This window comes from Methylobacterium goesingense (genome assembly GCF_022179225.1).
Classification (GTDB): domain Bacteria; phylum Pseudomonadota; class Alphaproteobacteria; order Rhizobiales; family Beijerinckiaceae; genus Methylobacterium; species Methylobacterium goesingense.
The window spans coordinates 18209-38529 of sequence record NZ_BPQL01000024.1 but is presented as its reverse complement, the minus strand read 5'-3'; the positions used below and the strand labels follow the sequence as shown (position 1 = coordinate 38529).

The 20321-nt window shown below is 69.6% G+C and carries 19 protein-coding genes; 5 read left to right on the top strand and 14 right to left on the bottom strand.

The genetic code is table 11. The features are described from left to right. The 3 genes from fabA to fabI all read left to right on the top strand — a co-directional run. Nucleotides 1-481: 3-hydroxyacyl-[acyl-carrier-protein] dehydratase FabA (fabA, locus tag MFF30_RS05835; protein WP_238277733.1), on the top strand; the 481-nt coding region annotated here is incomplete at its 5' end. Between the two features lie 114 nt (nt 482-595). Continuing rightward, nucleotides 596-1822, top strand: coding sequence for a beta-ketoacyl-ACP synthase I (fabB, locus tag MFF30_RS05830; protein WP_238277739.1), 1227 nt, complete (start codon nt 596-598; stop codon nt 1820-1822). Nucleotides 1823-2245: 423 nt separating this feature from the next. Then, nucleotides 2246-3079: an enoyl-ACP reductase FabI gene (fabI, locus tag MFF30_RS05825; protein WP_238277731.1), complete on the top strand. Its 834-nt coding sequence runs from the start codon at nt 2246-2248 to the stop codon at nt 3077-3079. Here fabI and MFF30_RS05820 read toward each other — a convergent pair. The 5 genes from MFF30_RS05820 to paoA all read right to left on the bottom strand — a co-directional run bounded on the left by MFF30_RS05820 (nt 3076) and on the right by paoA (nt 8371). Next, complete coding sequence (locus tag MFF30_RS05820; protein WP_238277728.1) at nt 3076-3654, bottom strand: NUDIX domain-containing protein; 579 nt, start codon at nt 3652-3654, stop codon at nt 3076-3078. The genes fabI and MFF30_RS05820 overlap by 4 nt on opposite strands. Before the next feature lie 149 nt (nt 3655-3803). Further along, nucleotides 3804-4553, bottom strand: a complete 750-nt coding sequence (locus tag MFF30_RS05815; protein WP_306424560.1) for a RibD family protein — start codon at nt 4551-4553, stop codon at nt 3804-3806. Further along, a complete protein-coding gene (paoC, locus tag MFF30_RS05810; protein ID WP_238277726.1) occupies nt 4550-6769 on the bottom strand; it encodes an aldehyde oxidoreductase molybdenum-binding subunit PaoC in 2220 nt (739 codons plus the stop codon). Before paoC ends, MFF30_RS05815 begins: the two co-directional genes overlap by 4 nt. Nucleotides 6770-6773: 4 nt before the next feature. Continuing rightward, nucleotides 6774-7724 (bottom strand): FAD binding domain-containing protein, encoded by a 951-nt coding sequence (locus tag MFF30_RS05805; RefSeq protein WP_238277724.1) that lies wholly within the window; start codon nt 7722-7724, stop codon nt 6774-6776. Further along, complete coding sequence (gene paoA / locus MFF30_RS05800) at nt 7721-8371, bottom strand: aldehyde dehydrogenase iron-sulfur subunit PaoA (RefSeq protein WP_238277722.1); 651 nt, start codon at nt 8369-8371, stop codon at nt 7721-7723. Before paoA ends, MFF30_RS05805 begins: the two co-directional genes overlap by 4 nt. Nucleotides 8372-8535: 164 nt before the next feature. Between paoA and MFF30_RS05795 the strand changes: the two genes are divergently transcribed. Beyond that, a complete protein-coding gene (locus tag MFF30_RS05795; protein WP_238277720.1) occupies nt 8536-9429 on the top strand; it encodes a LysR family transcriptional regulator in 894 nt (297 codons plus the stop codon). A gap of 11 nt (nt 9430-9440) precedes the next feature. Here the strand turns inward: MFF30_RS05795 and MFF30_RS05790 are convergent, their stop codons facing one another. Next, entirely contained in the window at nt 9441-10274 is an 834-nt protein-coding gene (locus tag MFF30_RS05790) for a glucose 1-dehydrogenase (protein WP_238277719.1), read from the bottom strand. 177 nt (nt 10275-10451) lie between these two features. Here MFF30_RS05790 and MFF30_RS05785 point away from each other — a divergent pair, with 177 nt between their 5' ends. Next, nucleotides 10452-11351, top strand: a complete 900-nt coding sequence (locus tag MFF30_RS05785; protein WP_238277718.1) for a LysR family transcriptional regulator — start codon at nt 10452-10454, stop codon at nt 11349-11351. 70 nt (nt 11352-11421) lie between these two features. On the opposite strand, the gene MFF30_RS05780 is transcribed toward MFF30_RS05785, so the two are convergent. The 8 genes from MFF30_RS05780 to MFF30_RS05745 all read right to left on the bottom strand — a co-directional run bounded on the left by MFF30_RS05780 (nt 11422) and on the right by MFF30_RS05745 (nt 20313). Then, entirely contained in the window at nt 11422-14706 is a 3285-nt protein-coding gene (locus MFF30_RS05780) for a glycosyltransferase (RefSeq protein ID WP_238277716.1), read from the bottom strand. Between the two features lie 618 nt (nt 14707-15324). Next, nucleotides 15325-16581, bottom strand: a complete 1257-nt coding sequence (locus MFF30_RS05775; RefSeq protein ID WP_238277714.1) for a D-amino acid dehydrogenase — start codon at nt 16579-16581, stop codon at nt 15325-15327. A 136-nt stretch (nt 16582-16717) separates the two neighbouring features. Next, nucleotides 16718-17506: a sulfur oxidation c-type cytochrome SoxA gene (gene soxA / locus MFF30_RS05770; RefSeq protein ID WP_238277712.1), complete on the bottom strand. Its 789-nt coding sequence runs from the start codon at nt 17504-17506 to the stop codon at nt 16718-16720. Next, nucleotides 17503-17823 (bottom strand): thiosulfate oxidation carrier complex protein SoxZ, encoded by a 321-nt coding sequence (gene soxZ / locus MFF30_RS05765; RefSeq protein ID WP_238277710.1) that lies wholly within the window; start codon nt 17821-17823, stop codon nt 17503-17505. Before soxZ ends, soxA begins: the two co-directional genes overlap by 4 nt. 6 nt (nt 17824-17829) lie before the next feature. After that, complete coding sequence (locus tag MFF30_RS05760; protein WP_238277709.1) at nt 17830-18306, bottom strand: SoxY-related AACIE arm protein; 477 nt, start codon at nt 18304-18306, stop codon at nt 17830-17832. After that, nucleotides 18303-18797, bottom strand: a complete 495-nt coding sequence (gene soxX, locus MFF30_RS05755; RefSeq protein WP_373320847.1) for a sulfur oxidation c-type cytochrome SoxX — start codon at nt 18795-18797, stop codon at nt 18303-18305. Before soxX ends, MFF30_RS05760 begins: the two co-directional genes overlap by 4 nt. Beyond that, entirely contained in the window at nt 18794-20044 is a 1251-nt protein-coding gene (locus MFF30_RS05750) for an NAD(P)/FAD-dependent oxidoreductase (RefSeq protein WP_238277706.1), read from the bottom strand. Before MFF30_RS05750 ends, soxX begins: the two co-directional genes overlap by 4 nt. Further along, the gene (locus tag MFF30_RS05745; RefSeq protein WP_373320849.1) at nt 20041-20313 is read right to left on the bottom strand and encodes a c-type cytochrome; all 273 of its coding nucleotides are present in this window, start codon (nt 20311-20313) and stop codon (nt 20041-20043) included. Before MFF30_RS05745 ends, MFF30_RS05750 begins: the two co-directional genes overlap by 4 nt. Nucleotides 20314-20321: the final 8 nt, after the last annotated feature.

Sequence of the window (20321 nt, the reverse complement as noted above, 5' to 3'; positions counted from 1 at the left end):
CGGACGTGGCGAGCTGTTCGGCGCCGGAAACGCGCAGCTGCCGCTGCCGCCGATGCTGATGTTCGACCGCATCGTCTCCATCGGCAGCGAGGGCGGCGCCCACGGCAAGGGCCACGTGCGCGCCGAGTTCGACATCCGGCCGGACCTCTGGTTCTTCGGCTGCCACTTTAAGAATGATCCGGTGATGCCGGGCTGCCTCGGCCTCGACGCCCTCTGGCAGCTCGTGGGCTTCCATCTCGGCTGGCTCGGGGCTCCGGGACGGGGCCGGGCGCTCGGCGTCGGCGAGGTCAAGTTCTCGGATCAGGTCCTGCCCACGGTGAAGCAGGTCGTCTACGGCATCGACATCAAGCGCGTGCGCCTGGGCAAGCTGGTGCTGGGCATCGCCGACGGCTGGCTGGAGGCCGACGGCACCCGCATCTACGAGGCCAAGGACTTGCGCGTCGCGCTGTTCCAGGCGCAGGCGGACGCCGCGGGCGGCTGAGAGCCCGCGCGGTTGAGATCGGGGCTTCCCGGTCCTACCTGACACAACACGAAGATGCGGTCGCCGAACGCGCGCCGCGACCTACAAGCCCCGGCGGCGGAGAGCATCGTGTCCATGCGGCGTGTCGTGATCACCGGGATGGGCATCGTCTCATCCATCGGCAACAACACCGAGGAAGTCCTCGCCTCGCTCCGCGAGGCCAAGTCCGGCATCGGGCATTCGGCGTCTTACGCGGAGCACGGCTTCCGCAGTCAGGTCGAGGGCCGCCCCACCCTCGATCCGGAGGGCGTCGTCGACCGGCGCGCCATGCGCTTCCACGGCGGCGGCACCGCCTGGAACCATGTCGCCATGGACCAGGCCATCAAGGCTGCGGGCCTGGAGGCGAGCGACGTCTCGAACGACCGCACCGGCATCATCATGGGCTCGGGCGGCCCCTCCACGAAGGTCATCGTCGAGTCCGCCGCCATCGCGTTGGAGAAAGGCCCGAAGCGCGTCGGCCCGTTTGCGGTGCCGAAGGCGATGTCCTCCACCGCATCCGCGACGCTGGCGACCTGGTTCAAGATCAAGGGCGTGAACTATTCGATCTCGTCCGCCTGCGCGACCTCGAACCACTGCATCGGCAACGCCGCCGAGGTGATCCAGGGCGGGCGCCAGGACATCATCTTCGCGGGCGGCTGCGAGGACCTCGACTGGACCCTTTCGGTGCTGTTCGACGCCATGGGCGCCATGTCCTCGAAATACAACGACACCCCGGCGCGGGCCTCGCGGGCCTATGACGTCAACCGCGACGGCTTCGTCATCGCGGGCGGCGCCGGCGTGCTGGTGCTGGAGGAATACGAGCACGCCAAGGCGCGCGGCGCGACGATCTACGGCGAGATCGCCGGCTACGGCGCTACCTCGGACGGGTACGACATGGTCGCGCCCTCCGGCGAGGGCGCGGTGCGCTGCATGCGTCAGGCGATCGATGGCCTGAAGGGCGCGCCGATCGACTACATCAACCCGCACGCCACCGCCACGCCGGTGGGGGATGCCAAGGAGATCGAGGCGATCCGCGAGGTCTTCGGACGCGGCGATGCCTGCCCGCCGATCGCCGCCACCAAGTCGCTCACCGGCCATTCCCTCGGGGCGACGGGCGTGCAGGAGGCGATCTACTCGCTCCTCATGATGAACAACGATTTCATCTGCGAGAGCGCGCATATCGACGAGATCGACCCGGCCTTCGCCGACATGCCGATCCTGCGCCAGCGCCGTGACGGGGCCAAGCTCAGCCACGTCCTCTCGAATTCCTTCGGCTTCGGCGGCACCAACGCGACCCTGGTCCTGAAAAACGTCGACGCTTAAGCTTATGCGCAAAGCTGGCCGAACCTTGAGCCGAAGGGCTCAAGGAACTTGCAACACGGACCTGCGTTACTTTCCTGCAGGACGGGATTGAAAGTACGGCTATGCTTTGGTTCACCCTTGGGACGGTCGGCGGCCTAGCCATTGCCGGAACGGCTGCCGTGTTCGTCAAGCAGGCCATCATCGACCGCGCGAACTGCGACACGGACGGATACTTCTAGGCTCCGGACCGTCCTTGCTTTCCAGAGTTCAGGCCTCGTGCCGGCGCCAACGCCGGCACGAGGCCTCTTCGTTTCGGGGATGAGATTGGTCCAGAACGGACCAGACAGGTGCTTGGCGATTGGACAGGTCAGCGACCCCCGCGTAAGCCTCATCCCACACCAAGACGGGTCGCCAGGGCCCGGGTTCTGCGTCCAGGGATGAAGCATGACGGGTTTGATGGCGGGTAAGCGCGGCCTCATCATGGGGGTCGCCAACGATCACTCGATCGCCTGGGGCATTGCCAAGGTCTTGCACCGACACGGGGCGGAACTCGCCTTCACCTACCAGGGCGATGCTCTCGGCCGCCGTGTGACGCCGCTCGCCGCCTCCGTCGGATCGGACATCGTGCTGCCCTGCGACGTCGAGGATATCGCCAGCGTCAACGCGCTGTTCACCGCCCTCGACGCGCGCTTTCCCGAAGGCCTCGACTTCGTCGTCCACGCCATCGGCTTCTCCGACAAGGGCCAGCTCAAGGGCCGCTACGTCGACGTCACCACCCGCGAGAATTTTTCGCGCACGATGACGATCTCGTGCTTCTCCTTCACCGAGATCGCCCAGCGCGCGGCCAAGCGGATGCCGCGCGGCGGCTCCCTTCTCACGCTCACCTATGGCGGCTCCACCCGGATCATGCCGAACTACAACGTCATGGGTGTCGCCAAGGCGGCGCTGGAAGCGTCCGTGCGCTACCTCGCGGGGGATCTCGGTCCGGACGGCATCCGGGTCAACGCCCTCTCGGCCGGCCCGATGCGGACCCTGGCGGGTGCCGGCATCGCGGATGCCCGTCTGATGTTCAATCACCAGAAGGCCCACGCCCCCTTGCGCCGGACGGTGACGCAGGAGGAGGTCGGCGGCTCGGCCATGTACCTGCTCTCGGACCTCTCGGGCGGCGTGACCGGCGAGATCCACTTCGTCGATTCCGGCTACAATATCATCTCGATGCCCCGCCCCGATGTGCTCCAGGCGCAGGACGAGGCCGGCGTCATCGGCGACGCGGTCTAGGATTCCGCCGCGGCGAACAGGTCCGGTCGCCGCACCCGCAGGGCGAGGACGAGGGTCAAGGTCTTCAGGTCGGTGAGTTCGCCGCGATCGGCCAGGTTCGCTAGGTCGACCAGCGGCATCTCGACGACCTTGATGTTCTCGTGCTCGCCCTTCGCGCCGCCACCGCCGTCGACCCGGTCGGAGGCTCGATAGCCGGCCAGAAACAGGTGGATGCGCTCGGTGGAGATACCGCCGCAGGAATAGGTCGCGCCGAGGGGCTCCAGGTCATGCAGGCGCAGGCCGGTCTCTTCCAGCACCTCGCGCCGGGCATTCTCCTCGGGCGGCCCCGCGTCGATCAGGCCGGCCGGCGCCTCGAGCTGGCTCTGCTCGCCGGCCGCGTAGAGGGCCGGCACGCGCAATTCCCGCACTAAGGTCGCGACCCGGCGCTCGGGATCGTAGGGCAATACACCGACCGAATCGCCGTGGTCCTCGATCTCACGCTCGGCCTCCGTGCCATCGGCGAGGCGCACCCGTGCCAGCAGGAACCTGCTCCAGCCCGCGTGCAGGGTGCGGAGATTCAGGATCTCGGCCTTCATCGATCGTCCTTCCGGCGCGGGCCCATCACGCCGCCCCCGACCCGTGAAGGGCCTAAAGGCCTGCGCGGTCCGGCACCACGACCGTCGGGGTGACGGCGGGAGGCCGCCCCCGCCAACGCCCTGGATCCGCGACGGTTCTGGAAAAACTCTCAGGCGTCGGGCGCCGCCTCGACGCGGTAGCGCAGCCAGACGGTGCCGCCCTCCAGGGTCTCGGTCCCGAGGTGGCGCAGGGCGTGGCCAGCGGCGGGCTTCTCGCCCGGAGCCCCGAGATACTCGAACACGCTCGGCACGCCCGACAGGCCGTCGATGGCCGGGGAGATCAGGAGGCTGATCTCGTCGATCAGCCCGGCCTTCAGGAAGGCGCCGTTGATGATGCCGCCGCCTTCCAGCAGCAGGGTTCGCACGCCGAAGGTCTCGCCCAGGGTGTCGAGAGCCAGCGCGAGGTCGCGCCCGTCCGGGCCGGCGAACAGGTAGGAGACGCCGTCCCGGCGGAGTTCGGCGAGGTAGGCGTCCGGAACGCCCTCCCCGAGGACGGCGACGATGTGGTCGCCCCCCGCTTCGTCCCGGCCGTAAGGCACCTTGCCGTGAGGGTCGATGGCGACCGCGAGGTCGCGGCCCCTCCGGTCGCCGCGATGCGTCTTCCGCAAATCGCCGTCGACCGGGGCCGGCGCTCCCGGCGCCCCGCCATCCGCGATCTCCGCCATGGTGGTGCGGCCGACGATCCAGCCCTCCGCCGCGAGGCGCGCGGCGGTGGCCTCGTAATGCCGGTGCACGAGGCCCGCCGCGACGCCCCCGGCGGGGGGCGTCCACCGATCGACGAGGAGCCGTCCGTCGACGGAACTCGTCATGTGGCAGATGATGCGGGGCCGCGCGGACCGGCGCATGCCGGACGACGTCACGCCGCGTCCGGCATGCGGTCGAGGAGCTTGTCGAGGGTGATGGGATAATCCCGCACCCGCACCCCGGTGGCGTTGTAGATGGCGTTGGCCACCGCCGCGCCGACACCGCAGATGCCGAGCTCGCCCACGCCCTTGGCCTTCATGGGCGAGGATTGCGGATCGGCCTCGTCGAGGAAGATCACCTCCTGGTGGGGAATGTCGGCATGCACCGGCACCTCGTAGCCGGCCAGATCGTGGTTGACGAAGAAGCCGCGCCGCGTGTCGACGGCGAGTTCCTCCATCAGCGCTCCGCCGACACCCATGGTCATGCCGCCGATGACCTGGCTGCGCGCCGATTTCGGGTTGAGGATGCGCCCGGCCGCGCAGACCGCCAGCATGCGCCGCACCCGGACCTCGGCGGTGTCGACGTCGACGCCCACCTCCACGAAGTGCCCCGCGAAGGTCGATTGCTGCTGCTTTTTGGCGAGATCGCCGTACTCGATGGAATCCTCGCCCACGAGGTCGCCGTCGCTCGCCGCCTTGCCCAGCGTCTCGGTCCGGTTGCCGGAACGGACATTGCCGTCCTCGAACAGGACGTCGGCCGAGTTGAAGCCGAGCCTCTGGGCCACCGCCTCCCGCAACTTCACGCAGGCCGCGTAGACGCCGGAGGTGGCGTTGTTCGCGCCGAACTGTCCGCCCGATCCGGCCGAGACCGGGAAGTTCGAGTCGCCGAGGCGCACCACCACCTTGTCGAGGGTGACGCCCATCATCTCCGCCGCGGTCTGGGCGATGATGGTGTAGCTGCCGGTGCCGATGTCGGTCATGTCCGTTTCGACCGTGACGAGGCCGTCGCGGCCGAGCCGAACGCGGGCGCCCGACTTCATCAGCAGGTTGTTGCGGAAGCCCGCCGCCATGCCGATGCCCACGAGCCAGCGGCCGTCCCGGACCTGACCGGGCTTGGCGTTGCGCTTGTCCCAGCCGAACTTCTCCGCGCCGAGCTTGAGGCAGCCCACGAGGTTCCGGTGCGAGAACGGGCGCTCGGGGTGTCCTGGATCGACCTGGGTGTCGTTGCGGATCCGGAAGGCCACGGGGTCGAGCCCAAGCTTTTCCGCCATCTCGTCCATGGCGATCTCGAGGGCCATCAGGCCGGGGGCCTCGCCCGGCGCCCGCATCGAGTTGCCCTCGGGCAGATCAAGATGCGCGAGCTTCATCGCGGTGAGGCGGTTGGCGCCCGCGTAGAGCAGCTTGGTCTGGTCCACCGCCGTCTCGGGCTTGCCGCCGTCCAGGTTGCCCGAGGTGCTCTCGTGCGCGATGGCGGTGATCGTTCCGTCCGGGGTCGCGCCGATGCGGATACGCTGGATGGTGGCCGGCCGGTGCGTGGTGTTGTTGATGACCAGAGGCCGGGTGAGCGCGACCTTGACGGGACGCCCGGCAGCCTTGGCGGCCAGGGCCGCCACCACGGCGTCAGAGCGCACGAACAGCTTTCCACCGAAGCCGCCGCCGATATAGGGCGAGTCGATGCGGATCGACTCGGCCGGGATATCGAGGATCTTGGCGATGCTGCCCTTGGTCCAGGCGATCATCTGGTTGGAGGTCCACAGGGTGAGCTTGTCGCCCTCCCAGGCCGCGATGGTCGCGTGCGGCTCCATCATCGCGTGGCTCTCGTCCGGCGTCGTGTAGGTCTGGTCGAACTTGACGGGGGCGGCCGCGAACGCGCCCTCGAAGTCGCCGCGCCGGTCCTCGCTACCGCCGCCGCTGCCCTCGCCGCTGTCGCCGGGAACCGGCTTGGCGCCCCCGGCCTCGGCCGCGAGGTCGAATTTGCCTGCCGCGCGGGCATAGTCGACCTTGATCAGGAAGGCGGCAGCGCGGGCCTGCTCGAAGGTCTCGGCCACCACCACGGCGATGGCCTGATGGTAGTGCTGGATCTCGGCGCCACCGAACAGGTTCGCGGCGTTCATCTTGCCGAGGCCCAGCTTGGGCATGTCCAGGGTGGTGACGATGGCGACGACGCCCGGAGACCGCTTGGCGGCGACGGTGTCGATGGCGCGAATCCGGCCCTTGGCGATGCCGGCCCCGAGAACGTAGCCGTAGGCCTGGTTCGCCGCCACGTCGTGGCGCTCGTAGGCATAGGGCGCCGTGCCGGTGGTCTTGAACTTGCCGTCGATGCGGTCGGTGGCCTTGCCCACCACCTTCATCTGGTCGATCGGGTTCTGCCCCGCGGGCTGATCGAACTTCATATCTCTAAGCCCTCGCTTCGGTGAGCGCCGCGCTGAGCGTGCGCTCGGCGAGCTTCAGCTTGTAGGCATTGTCGTGGGTGGGTTTGGCGCCGGCGAAGACCTGCGCGGTCACAGCCTTGGCGCCCCGGGCCATCTCGCCCTCGGCGGCTTCCACCCGCCAGGGCTTGTGCGCCACGCCGCCGAAAGCCGCCCGGCCGCTGCCGTCCGGTTGCACCACCGCGGCCACCGAGACCAGCGCGTAGGCGTAGGAGGCCCGGTCGCGGACCTTGCGGTAGATGTGTGCGCCGCCGAGGGGCTTGGGCAACGTCACCGCGGTAATGAGTTCACCCGGCTTCAGGGTGGTGTCGACCTCCGGCCGCTCGCCCGGCAGGCGATGGAACTCGGAGATCGGGATCTTGCGTTCCGTGCCCCGGCCGTCGACGATCTCGACGGTGGCGTCGAGCACCCGCATGGCCACCGCCATGTCGCCCGGATGGGTCGCGATGCAGGCCTCGCTCGCGCCGATTACGGCGAGCTGGCGCGAGACGCCGTCGAGGGCCGAACAGCCCGACCCGGGCTGGCGCTTGTTGCAGGCCTGCGCCGTGTCGTAAAAATACGGGCAGCGGGTGCGCTGCAGCAGGTTGCCGGCGGTGGTCGCCTTGTTGCGCAGCTGGCCGGACGCACCCGCCAGCAGGGCCCGGCTGAGCACGGCGTAATCCTTCCGGACCCGGGCATCGGCGGCCAGATCCGTGTTGCGCACGAGGGCGCCGACGCGCAGGCCACCCTCGGGCGTGGCCTCGATCCCGTCCAGCCCGAGGCCGTTGACGTCCACGAGGTGGGTCGGCGTCTCGATCTGCAGCTTCATCAGGTCGAGGAGATTGGTGCCCCCGGCGATGAACTTGGCGTTCGGGTTGGCGGAAACGGCGGCGGCGGCTTGCGCGGGCGAAGTCGGGCGCTCGTAGGTGAAGGACTTCATGCGGGCCTCCGGGCTTTGTTCTGATCTGCGACTTCGGTCATCGCCTCGACGATGTTGGAATAGGCGCCGCAGCGGCAGATGTTGCCGCTCATGCGCTCGCGGATCTCGGCATCCGTGACCTGCATCGGGGCGTTGAGATCGGCCGTGACGTGGCTCGGAATGCCGGCCTTGATCTCGGCCAGCACCGCGACGCCCGAGCAGATCTGGCCGGGCGTGCAGTAGCCGCACTGGTAGCCGTCATGTTTGATGAAGGCGGCCTGCATGGGATGCAGGTTCTCGGGCTGGCCCAGGCCCTCGATGGTGGTGATCTGCGCGCCCTGGTGCATGACCGCGAGCGTCAGGCAGGTGTTGATGCGCCGGCCGTCGACGATCATCGTGCAGGCGCCGCATTGGCCGTGATCGCAGCCCTTCTTCGAGCCCGTCAGGTGCAGGTGCTCGCGCGCGGCGTCCAGCAGGCTGGTGCGGGTGTCGAGTTCGAGGTCCCGCTTCTCGCCGTTCACCGTGAAGGCGACCTTCACCAGCACCGGCGCGTCGTTGGCCGCCGGTGCGGCCCCTACCGCTCCCGGGATGGCCGCAGCGACCGCGCTGGCTCCCACACTCACCATAACGCCTCTCCTGTTCAATTCGAGCCCGTTGCGACCGTCCATGTCGTCCTCCGAACCGTGCGGCGGTTGCGTCAGCGCCGGTCGGCACCGAGACCGAACGGAAACGCGCAGCGCGCAATCAAGTTTTGCTTGGTTCTAAAATTAGGGCCCGGAGAACCACGGAATAGGGCCTGAAATGCACTGAGGCTTATGAAACGAGGTTATGAATGGCGCGGGAGACCCTGACGGACCTGCTCGCCTTTGCCACCGTGGCGCAGGAGGGAAGCTTCACCCGCGCGGCCAAGCGCCTGGGTGTGACGCAATCGGCCTTGAGCCATGCGATGACCGGCCTTGAGGCGCGCCTCGGGCTGCACCTGCTCAACCGCTCCACGCGCAGCGTCTCGCCGACGGAAGCCGGCGAGCGGCTCCTGCGCATCGTCGCGCCCCAGTTCGAGCAAATCGGGGTGGAGCTGACGGCGCTCACGGAGATGCGGCACCGGCCCGCCGGACGGATCCGCATCACCGCCCCGGAGCACGCGGCCGAGACCGTCCTCTGGCCGGTCCTGCGGGACCTGCTGCCGGCCTACCCGGAGATCACCGTCGAGATCGAGACCTCGCAGGCGCGCACGAACATCGTGGCCGAGCGCTTCGATGCCGGCGTGCGCATCGGCGAGCACGTCGAGCGGGACATGGTGGCCATGCGTATCGCGCCGCCCATGCGCATGGCCGTCGTCGGCACGCCTGCCTACTTCGCGGCCTCGCCCCCACCTGCCCGTCCGGAGGACCTGACCCGGCATCGCTGCATCAATCTCGGGCGGCCCTCGCGGGGCGATGTCTTCCCGTGGGAATTCGAGCGGGCGGGCGAGGCGGTCGCCGTCCGGGTCGAGGGCCAGCTCGGCTTCACGAGCCTGCGCCTGATCCTGAGCGCGGCGCTGGCGGATTTCGGGTTGGCCTATCTGCCCGAGGAGGAGGTCTGGACCGAGGTCGCGCAGGGACGGCTGGTGCGGGTGCTCGCGGAATGGTGCGCCCCCTTCCCGGGCTACCATCTCTACTATCCGAGCCGGCGCCAGCCGACACCGGCCTTCACGGTGCTAATGGAGGCCCTGCGCCACCGGAGCTGACGCCGCTGCCTTCAGGCCACCGTCTGCCCCCCATCCACCACCATGGCGTGCCCGACGATGAAGGCGGCCGCCCCCGAGCACAGGAACAGGACGGCGGCGGCGATCTCCTCAGGCGTGCCCATCCGCCCGACCGGCTCCTGGGCGACGACGCGGGCCACCCCCGCCTCGGTGCCCCCGGTGAAGCGCCGCATCATCGGCGTGTCGATGATGCCGGGACAGACCGCGTTGACGCGGATTCCCGCCGCGGCATAGTCGAGGGCCGTGCTCCGGGTCATGCCGACCACGCCGTGCTTGGTCGCCGCGTAGGCGGCTTGGCCCGCGAAGCCCTTCACCCCGGCGCCGGAGGCATTGTTCACGATGGCTCCGCCCCCGCTCTTCAGCATGAGCGGGATCTGGGACTTCATGCTGAGGAACACGCCGCGCAGATTGACGGCGACGAGGCGGTCGAACGCCTCCGCCGGGATGTCGGCCGCCGCCGTGACCGGCTGCTCGACGCCCGCATTGTTGAAGGCGGCATCGAGGCGGCCGAAGGTCTCGGCCGTACGGTCGAGGGCGGCCCTCACAGAGTCTTCGACGGCGACATCGCAGGTCAGGCCGAGGGCGCGGCCACCGGCCTCCTCGATCCGGCGCGCGGTCTCGCGGACGCCCGTCTCCGACAGGTCGGCGACCACGACGCGCGCCCCGGCCCGGCCGAAGGCCAGGGCCGTGGCACGGCCGATGCCGCTCGCGGCGCCGCTGACGAAGGCGACCTTTCCGGTGAAGTCGAACTGGCCGGCAAGGTCGACCTTACCCTTAACGTCGGGCTCGCCCTTTGAGTCGACCTCGCCCTTTGAGTCTTGGGCCATCTGCATCTCCTGATCCGATCTTGGCCGAGCCCTGGGGGCATCGGGGGCCTTCTTCCGTCCTGACATCCGGGCACGGGTCGAGCACGGGTCATGGCGGAAGCCCCGCCGAACCTGGCACCCGCGCGGGAGGCGGATTAGGTGGGCCACGGGACATGAGGATATGAACGGGGCTTATGAATGCTGCGCGAGAGCCTGAACGATCTTGCCGCCTTCATCGCCGTCGCGCGTGCGGGCAGCTTCACCCGGGCGGCTGCGCAGCTCGGGGTCTCGCAGCCCGCCCTCAGTCAGACCGTGCGTGCCCTCGAGGCGCGCCTCGGGGTGCGGCTGCTGGCGCGCACCACCCGGAGTGTCGCGCCGACGGAGGCCGGGGCGCGACTCCTCGAGGCCGTTGGGCCACGCTTCGATGAGATCGAGGCCGGGCTCGCGTCCCTGGCCGGCCTGCGTGACCGCCCGGCCGGGACCGTCCGCATCACCGCCACCGAGCACGCGGCCCACGCGGTGCTGTGGCCCGCCCTGCGCCGCCTGCTGCCGGACTATCCGGACATCGCGGTGGAGATCGTGGTCGATTCCGGCCTGACCGACATCATCGCGCAGCGCATCGACGCAGGCGTGCGCTTCGGCGGCATGGTGGCCAAGGACATGACGGCCGTTCGCATCGGCACCGACATGCGGATGGCGGTGGTGGGCTCACCCGCCTATCTGCACGCCCACCCGAAGCCGGAGGCGCCGCAGGACCTGACCGGCCATCGCTGCATCAACCTTCGCCTGCCGACACGGGGCGGCCTGTATGCCTGGGAATTCGACAGGGACGGGCAGGAGCTGCGGGTCTGGGTCGAGGGCCGGCTGACCTTCAACACCACGGCGCTGATCCTGGCGGCGGCCCTCGACGGCTTCGGCCTCGCCTACCTGCCCGAGACCCTGGTGCGGACGCACCTGGATCAAGGAACGCTGGTCCGCGTCCTCGACGCTTGGTGCGAGCCGTTCTCCGGCTATCACCTCTATTTCGCGAGCCATCGCCAGATCCCACCGGCCCTCGGGGTGCTGGTGGACGCGTTGCGCTGGCCGCCCGCGCGCTGATCGCCCATCCCTGCCTTGCACGCTGGCGCCGCGGACGGACGGACCCGGACCACGGGTCCGGGCCAGTTCCTCAGGGGATCATCTCGGCGGCAACGGCCGCCCGATCGCGGACCGGCGGGTCGTCCCGGTCGCGCGAGACGTCATGGACCACCGCGAGACCGCCCGCCTCCAGGTCCTCATCGTCGGCGGGATGCGCCGACGCGGCGGCGACGGCCGGTATGGCTCCGTTCGGGACCACGTCGTCCGCCGGGGCCGCGATTGCGCCGGGCTGCCCGTAATAGGCCTCCAGCGAGGGCACGATGGTCGGCACCGGGCGCATCGGCGGGAGGGTCGCGACCTGATCCCGGGCCGCCATCAGCGCGTCGAGGATGAGACGGCTGTCGCGGGTGAAGGGGATCACCACGCCGCCGCCCACGGTCTTGATCCGGTCGGCGGGCGCCCCGATGTCGAAGGCGACGACCGGATAGCCGGCCTCCCAGACCTCGGACAGGACGTAGGAGTAGGTCTCCGGCCAGATGCTCGACAGGAACACGAAGTCCGGGTCGATCTCGTCCAGCTTCGCCTTCAGTTCCGAATGCTTGTAGGAGCCGGTCACGGCGGCGTTCTTGTAGCGCTTGAGGCGCTCGTCGTCGGCCGTGAAGCCGACGACGGTCAGGTAGAACGGCATGCGGTCACGCGCCGCCCGCTCCACCAGCCGGACGAGGACATCGAAGCCCTTGACGCGCCCGATCGCACCCACGACCGCGATTCTGAGGCCACCCTTGGGACTACCCTTGGGACTACCCTTGGCCCCACCTATCCGTGACACCACCGACGTCGTGCCGTGCAGCCGCGGCTCCGGGTGGGGCGCGACAACGATATCGGACAGGTTCAGGCGCGCGCGATAACGGCGCGCCGTGTCCTCGGACGGCGCCAGGATGGTGGTGGCGCGCTGGAGGATCCGGGTGTTGAAGCCGAGCCAGGATTCGAGGTCGTTCTCGATCAGCGCGTCATGATCGGCGAAGTTGTGCTCGACGCCGCCCGAAACGCAGAGCTGGCAGACGGCGGGCGTCGGCTCACCGCAATAGCTGTTGCGCTCGTCCGTGAGGTGGACACGCGGACAGTACCACTGGAAGTCGTGCAGCATCACCGTGAAGGGGCGCTTGCCGGAGAGGAGCGTCTCCAGGAACGCGCTTCGGAAGGTCAGGCGCGAGTTCACGTGGATCTGCACCGCGACGCCGGCCGCCTCGATGGCCTCGAGGGTCCGCTCGACGCTTTCGGGTCTCAGGGTCAGGGTGACATCGGCCCGGTGGAAGCTCAGCAGCAGCCGCGGATCGTCGCCGCGATCCTCCACGGGGGAGAGCACGGCACTCTCGTGGTCTTCCGACCGGCGAAGGCCCTGGATGTCGTCCACGTAGCGCTTCGTGCCGCCGCCGAGCCCGTGCATCAGGTGCAGGGTCAGCGCGCTGAAACGCCCCTTTAGGAGGCTGAGCAGGACATCCGTGCGCACGGCTTCCAGGGGGTCCGCGCGGACGAAGGCGCGCACCTCGGCGAGGTATTCCGGGTAGAGTGCCTCCAGGCGAGCGTGGTTGGTCGCCAGGATCGTCACCCGCTCGGCGACGCCGAACGAGACCGACCCCTCGTGGATCACGAAGGTGTCCGGCGCCGCGAGGTGGATCCAGCCGAGGTCGCGCGCGGAGAGGCACCAATCGACCTCCTCGCAGTAGCCCTTGCCCCAATCGGGCGAGAACGCGCCCACCTCGTCGAGGGCGTGGCGATTGAGATGCATGCAGAAGCCGACACCCGTCGGGATCTCCACGGGCTCGGCGCCGTGTCCGGCGAAGGCCCGGTCGATCTCCGCGACATCGAGGCCGAGGGCGGGCAGGCTCGGCACGACGACGTTCGGGAAGCTCAGGATCGTCGCGTTGTTCGACAACGGGGTCACCGAGGCGACGCCCGGCCGGGCATGGCAGTGCCGGGCGAGCCGCGCGACGAGTCCGGGCGGCAGGATCGTATCGGCGTTGACGAGGAGGACGTCCTCATCGGGCTCGAGCAGCGAGAAGCCGCGATTGACCGTCCCGATAAAGCCGAGGTTCTTCGGGTTCTCGAGGATCGTCAGGCCCGGATGGTTCTCGGCGGCGACGCTCGCGAGGTAGCGGCCGATCTCCGGGTCGGGCGACGCGTCGTTGATGACGATCGCCCGCGCCGTCCCGGCGCTCAGTTCCGGGATCAGGGATGCCAGGCAGAGCTTGAGGTCGGACAGGCCCTTGTAGACCGGGACGATGGCGCAGACCGGCGGAGGCACTTGCCGCGACCGAGCCACCGGCGCCGGACGTGGGGTCACATCGGCCGTGGCGGCCAGCGTTTCGGTGGCGACCACCGGCTGAAAGGTGATGGGCCCATGGCCACGGGCGCGCTCGACCTCGACGAGTCGCGTGCGGATGCTGCGGCGCGCCATCACGCTCGTCGCGGGCGACTCGAATTCCAGGAGCCGCGCCCGCGCTTCGCGCCGCTGGGCCTGGACATGAACGAGCAGGTCGTTGCTGAAACGCCCGAGGAGAAGCCCCCCTCCCTCCGGACCGGCGAAGAGTTCGCTGCCGGGCTGGATATCCTGCTGGGAAAAGACGAACCCGGCCACATCCCGCCCGAACGCCGCTTTGACGTCGGCCCGGGTATGCGTCTTGAGTTCCGACCGCGTCGCGCCGCCCCGGACGATGCGCAGGGTCGTCGGCGCGTCGGCCGTCGTGGGGTCGAAGTACCAGCCCCGGAAATTGTCCGGCGCCAGAGTGTCGATGTTGTAGCGCGGCTGGCTGCTCCAGGTGCCGAATTCGAGCGTCGTCTTGCCCGCCTGGATGCCGAGGCGATGCGGCTTGCCATCGAGTGCATGTGGCGGCAGCGGCAGCGAAAAGCCGTTCCAGCCCGCCTGTCCGGACACCATGAACTGGAACTCGCTGCGATAGCGATCGAGGGCGACGGGGTCACCCACCTCGCCATCGACGATCAGCCGGACGCTCGGGTTCGCGGTCGGGAAGAGCGGTGAGAGCCATCCTTCGAGGCGATAGTCCCAGACGCCGTCGAAGCAGCCGGAATACTGATCGGTTCCCGCCTCGAAACGCTCCGTGTAGGTCTGTCCATGGACCTTGACGCTGACGGTGCAGGTGCCGGGATGCTGGGCGAGGCTCTCGGGCAGAGGCGCGTAGACGAGCTCCAACCCGTTGATCCGGTTCGCGGGCTCGACAGGCAGATCCTGCGCTTCCCCCCCGGCGAAACGGACCTGAACCTGAACTTCCTCCCGGTGCGTGCCGGTTGCCAGCGCGAGGAGAACGCCGCCCTCGTGGAGCGTGATCCAGCTGATCGCAACGTTGCCGTCCCGCATCGTGACGGCAGCACTCGGCTTCCGGCGCAGATTCTTCCAAGCTTTCGAGAAGAACCTTTTGTCGAGAGCCGGCAGCTTCAAGAGACGCACATCATCCTCACTTCAGGTTTTATAGTGCCGATCCCGGTTCGCCAGATCATCACTGATCGTGAACGTCGGGGCCGCATAACGTTTTTCGAGGACCAAATCCAGTCACATGAGTAGTATTTTTGGATTACAGAAATAGTAGACATCGACAAAGATCTTATAATGTATTGATTCTATAAAAATCGAATTTTTATAGAATCCAATTGTTTGAGAGATCGCGATGATCAATCTCTTATCTTCTGCGCGGCTCCCATCGATGACGTCATGGGCAAATTTTTCTCACGCAGCAGCAAGAACCAAGCATTCAATCGTGGCAAATTTCCGATGCCAAGCTTGATCCTACCGAGGGTTGGGAGACGGCGGCGCAACCACTTCCGCGAGCCTTCGTCGCTTGCCTTTCGACGACGTGCGCCGGCACGGAAGGCATCGTCTCGCGTGTCGATCGCCAGGGACCTGTCCCGGGTTCGCGCCGGTCCGATTCCGACTCGGGAGGCTCGGCGACACCCCGGCGTCGCCACTGGAAGATATAAGTCACGCATACCGTGCCATCGCGAAATCCGCCGGGGCGATGGCAGGCGGATGCCCGGAGATGAGATCCGCGAGCATCCGCCCCGAACCACACGCCATGGTCCAGCCGAGGGTGCCGTGACCGGTGTTGGTATAGAGATTCGGATAGGGGGTCGCTCCGACGATGGGCGTGCCGTCCGGCGTCATCGGGCGCAACCCCGTCCAGAAGCGGGCCTTCCTGAGATCGCCGCCCCCGGGGAAGAGATCCCCGACGGAGCGTTCGAGCGCCGCGCGGCGCGGTCCGCGCAGCACTTGGCTGAAGCCGGCGAGCTCGGCGGTGCCTCCGGCCCGGATGCGGTCTCCCAGGCGTGTGATGCCGACCTTGAAGGTCTCGTCCATCACCGTCGAGACCGGGGCCGCCTCGGGATCGTCGATCGGCAGCGTCAGCGAGTAGCCCTTCACCGGATAGACCGGCAGCCGCAGGCCGAGCGGGCGCAACAGGGCCGGCGTGTAGCTGCCCAGCGCGGCGACGTAGGCATCCGCACCGACGACTTCCCCGCCCTCCGTGACGACCCCGGCGACGCGTCCGTGTTCGTGGCGCAGGCTCGCCACCGAGACGCCGTACCGGAACGTGACGCCGAGGCCTTCGCACAGGCCCGCGAGGCTTTGCGTGAACATGTGGGCGTCGCCGGTCTCGTCGCCGGGCAAGCGCAGGCCTCCGGCGATGCGGTCGCGGACCCGGGCCAGGGCGGGCTCGGCGGCGATGCAGCCGGCGGGGTCGAGCACCGCGTAGGCGACCCCGTAGGCGTCGAGGATCGCGGTGTCGGTGCCGACCTGATCGAGCTGTTTGCGCGTGCGGAAGAGCTGCAGGGTGCCCTTCTCGCGGTGATCGTAGGCGATCCCGGTCTCGGCGCGCAGGGCGCCCAGGACGTCGCGGCTGTACTCGGCGAGACGGACCATGCGGCCCTTGTTCCGCCGGTAGGCCTCGTGCGTGCAATTGGCGAGCATGTGGGCGAGCCAGCCGTAGAAGCGCGGCTCGAATTGCGGCAGCAGCACCAGGGGGCGATGACGCATCAGCAGCCACTTCATCGCCTTGATGGGGATGCCGGGTGCCGCCCAGGGGGCCGAGTAGCCGGGCGAGACCTGGCCCGCATTGGCAAAGCTCGTCTCCATCCCGGCGGCCGGCTGACGGTCGAGCACGGTGACCTGATGGCCGCTCCTGGCGAGGTAGTAGGCCGTCGTGACGCCGACGACGCCGCTGCCGAGAACCAGCACGTGCACGCGAGAATCCTTCCGTCGGTCCGCCGGGGGAGCACGAATCCCGATACTTGTAGCAAGGTCGGGCGCCAGGCTTGGCCGCACTGCACAAACCGGGCCGCATGGCCGGGCCGCGCCCCGCGCAAGGCCGCGCCGGGCTTCAGGGCCGGACGGCTGGCGTCTCGATGGGAAGGGGCGCCGCACGGTCTATCAGGTAGCGCTCCAGGGCGACGAATTCCGGTGCGCCGTACCCGAACGGCTCGGCCCGCATCCCCGTCATGCAATTGCGCAGGCGCCGCTGCACCGAGCCCACCCCCTGCCATTCCAGGCGATAGAGCGGGTAGCCGGTGGGATGGCCCTGCGGGATCGCGGCGGCGCCGAGGCGGCGCCCCGGATGATCGTCGTGGCAGGCGGCGCAGGACAGGCCGAGCTGCCCCATGCGCTGCGTGAACAGCGCCCGCCCGGCCGCCCGGGCGGGGCCGAGGCGGGCATCGTCCGGCACCGTGATCGGCAGGCCGGCGGACTGGGCGGCGACGTAGGCGGTGAGCCCGAGGAGTTCGCGGCTCTCGTACGGGTAGGGCTCCGCGCCCTGGTGACGCCTCCGGCAGGCGTTGACCCGGCCCTGGAGGTCGATCGGGGCCGCGCTCTCGGCGTCCCAGGCCGGATAGCGGGTGGCGACGCCCCGCATCGCGGTGCCGGCCTCGCCGTGGCAGCCGGCGCAGGCGGGCCGGTCCGGCGCCGGCGCCTTTGCCCAGAGCTCGGCGCCGTCCTCGAGCCAGAGCAGGCCCGGATTCGACATCCCGTCGCGCTGCATGGCCTGGATGTCCGGGCTCATGGTGTCGAAGCCCGAGCGCCGCTCGGCCGGCGGGATTTCACCCGCCCGCGCCGGCCCCGCCGCGCAATCCGCGACCGTCAGGGCCGCGAGAACGAGAAGCGCGGACCGGCTCACGTCACCGTCAGGGTGGCGGTCTCGGTCTGCGTGAAACCGTTGTCGCCGCGCCAGGTGAAGGTAAGCGGGCCTGTCCGCGTCGCCCGCAGGGTGAAGGTCAGGTAGGGGTTGGCGGCGGTCGCCGGAAACAGCTCGGCGCGGAACACCGTCTCGCCATCGTAGAGGCAGGTGAACTCCGTGATGATGTCGCGCGGGCGGATGCGCCCGTCGGCGCCGGGCCGGAAGCCGGTCTCCATCGGGTGCGAGATCAGGGTCTTGATCGTGACGATCTCGCCGGCCCCGGCGGATTTTGGAACGTTGATCAGGGTGCGGGCCATGGCGGCTCAGCCCTCCAGGCAGGCGGCAAGGGTGACGATGGCGTCGGCCGTGGTCGACCAGTAGCGCCCGTCGCTGGTCTCGGCGATGGCGGTGATGCGCTGCGTGTCGGCCAGCCGGATGCGGGTCGTCACCGCGGCGCGGCCGCTCGCCGGCCCCAGCGACACCGTGATCACGTTCGGCTGCGGGTTCTTGTCGTTGAACACCGCGATGCGGCGGACGTGGTCCTCCGGGGTCATCGGGCTGTCCACCGTCACGGTGATCGTGACCGCGTTGCCGTTCTCGACCAGGGGCGGCAGGTCGAGGCGGATGCGCCCCGGCTGGATCTCGGCCGTACCGGCGAAACGCCGGATGGCCTCGGCCGTGCTCTCCGTGCGGATCGCGGCCCCGGCCGCCACCGGCCGCAGGGCGACGGTCGCGGCGAGGCCGGGTCCGAGGGCGAGGAGGCCGCGTCGGCTCGGGCGCTGATGGGTCTGCGGGCTCACGGGGCCGGCCTCTCCGAAGGTGTGTCGCGCAAGCTGGCGAGGAAGGCGACGATGTCCTCGATCTCCTGGGGCTCCAGCACCGGCCGGCCGCGCCAGGCCGCGCCCACCCGCGTGGTGCCCGCGAGGCTGTAATAGGAGGGCATGATGGTGTCCGGGTTCAAGACCCGGCCGTCGACGAGGCGCAGGCGCAGCGCGCTCGGTGCGAGCCGGTCGCCGATTCCGTCGAGGGCAGGGCCGAGATTGCCGGTGAAGCGCTCCTCGGGGAACGGCCCGGCATGGCAGAGCAGGCAGAGCCCCTTCGTGCGATCGACGACCAGGGCCCGGCCCCGCACGGGATCGCCCGGCACGCCGGTCAGGCTCGCGGGAATCGCCCCATCGACGATGGCGACGGGTCGCAGGCGCTCCGCGCCCGGCTCGGCCTCCTCCCCGGCCTCAACCCGCGCGGCCAGGAGCGCGCAGCCGATCCAGAGCCAGCGAAGCTTGCGCCTCACCCGAAGACCTGGCGGGTGATGGTGCGGTACCAGTCGGCGGCATAGAGCGCCTCCTGCTCGCGCAGGCTCATCGGCGCATCGACCGGGCTGATCCCGCCGGCGCCCTCGACATCCGCGAGGACGCCGCCGGCCGGGTGATAGACGCCCGCGATCGAGATCCCGTAGCCGGGCGCCACCAGGCTGTAGCAGGTGTTGATCAGCTTCGGGGGCGCGGGGGCGCGCCCGGCCAGGAGGTCGATGACAGCGTCGGCGCAGACCTTGGCCTGGGCATTGGCCGAGAAGGCGGATTTTGGCATGGCCCCGGCGATGGCCGCGTCCCCGATGACGTGGATGCCGGGCACAAGCCGGGATTCGAAGGTGACGGGGTCGATCGGGCACCAGCCGCTGCGGTCGGCCACCCCGGCGATCGCCGCGATCCGGCCCGCGCGCTGGGGCGGGATGATGCAGGCGACATCCGCCTTGTATTCCGAGAAGTCGGTGCGGACGATCATGGCGTCCGGATCGACGGCGCTGACCTGACCGCCTTCGGCCAGGGGCACGTATTCGAGCTGGGTCGGGTAGAGCGTTTTCCAGGCCGACTGGAACAGGCGCTGCTTCGAGAAGGTGTCCTTGGCGTCGAGGAGGATCAGCTTGGCGCGGGGCTTGGTGGTCTTGAGCACGTGGGCGATCAGGCTCGCCCGCTCGTAGGGGCCGGGCGGACAGCGATAGGGATTGCCCGGCACCGACAACACCACGGTGCCGCCCTCCGGCATCGCCGCGAGTTGCCGGGCCAGCAACAGCGTCTGCTCGCCCGCCTTCCAGGCATGGGGCATGCGCTCGGCGGCGGCCGCGTCGTAGCCCGGAATGGCGTCGAAGCGCAGGTCGATCCCGGGCGAGAGCACGAGACGGTCATAGGCGAGCGTGGCGCCATCCGCGAGCGTGACCCGGCGGGCGGGCGCGTCGATCCCAGTGGCGGCGGCGTGCACCACCCGGATGCCGGCGCGGGCGAGGCCCTCGTAGCCGAAGCGCTGGGCCGCCATGGGCTGCAGGCCGGCGATGACCTCGTTGCTGAACGGGCAGGAGACGTAGGTCGGGTTCACCTCGACCAGAGTCACGTCGAGGCCGCCCCGGTGGAGCGCACGCGCGGCGGTGGCGCCCCCGAAGCCGCCGCCGATCACCACGACCTTGGCGGCGGCCTGCGCGAGGGCGGGCCGCGCGAGGGCAAGAGCCGCCCCGGTGGCGAGAAGCGCGCGGCGCGTCGTCGTCATGGCTGTCCCCGCCGCGACAGGTAGGCGGCGATCGCCCGGGATTCCTCGTCCGAAAAGCCCTTGGCGATGCGGCTCATCACGCTCGCGGGCCGCTCCCCCGACCGGTAGGCAGCCAGGGCCTCCACGATCTCCGTCTCCGGGCGACCGTCGATCGCCCCCATGGCGGCCCCCTCGGCGTGGCACCCGGCGCAGGAGGAAGCCCCCGGCGGCGGGCGCTCCGCCGCAAGCGCCATCCCCACCGGCCCGGCGAGCAGCCAGGCCGCGACCATGCCCCAGC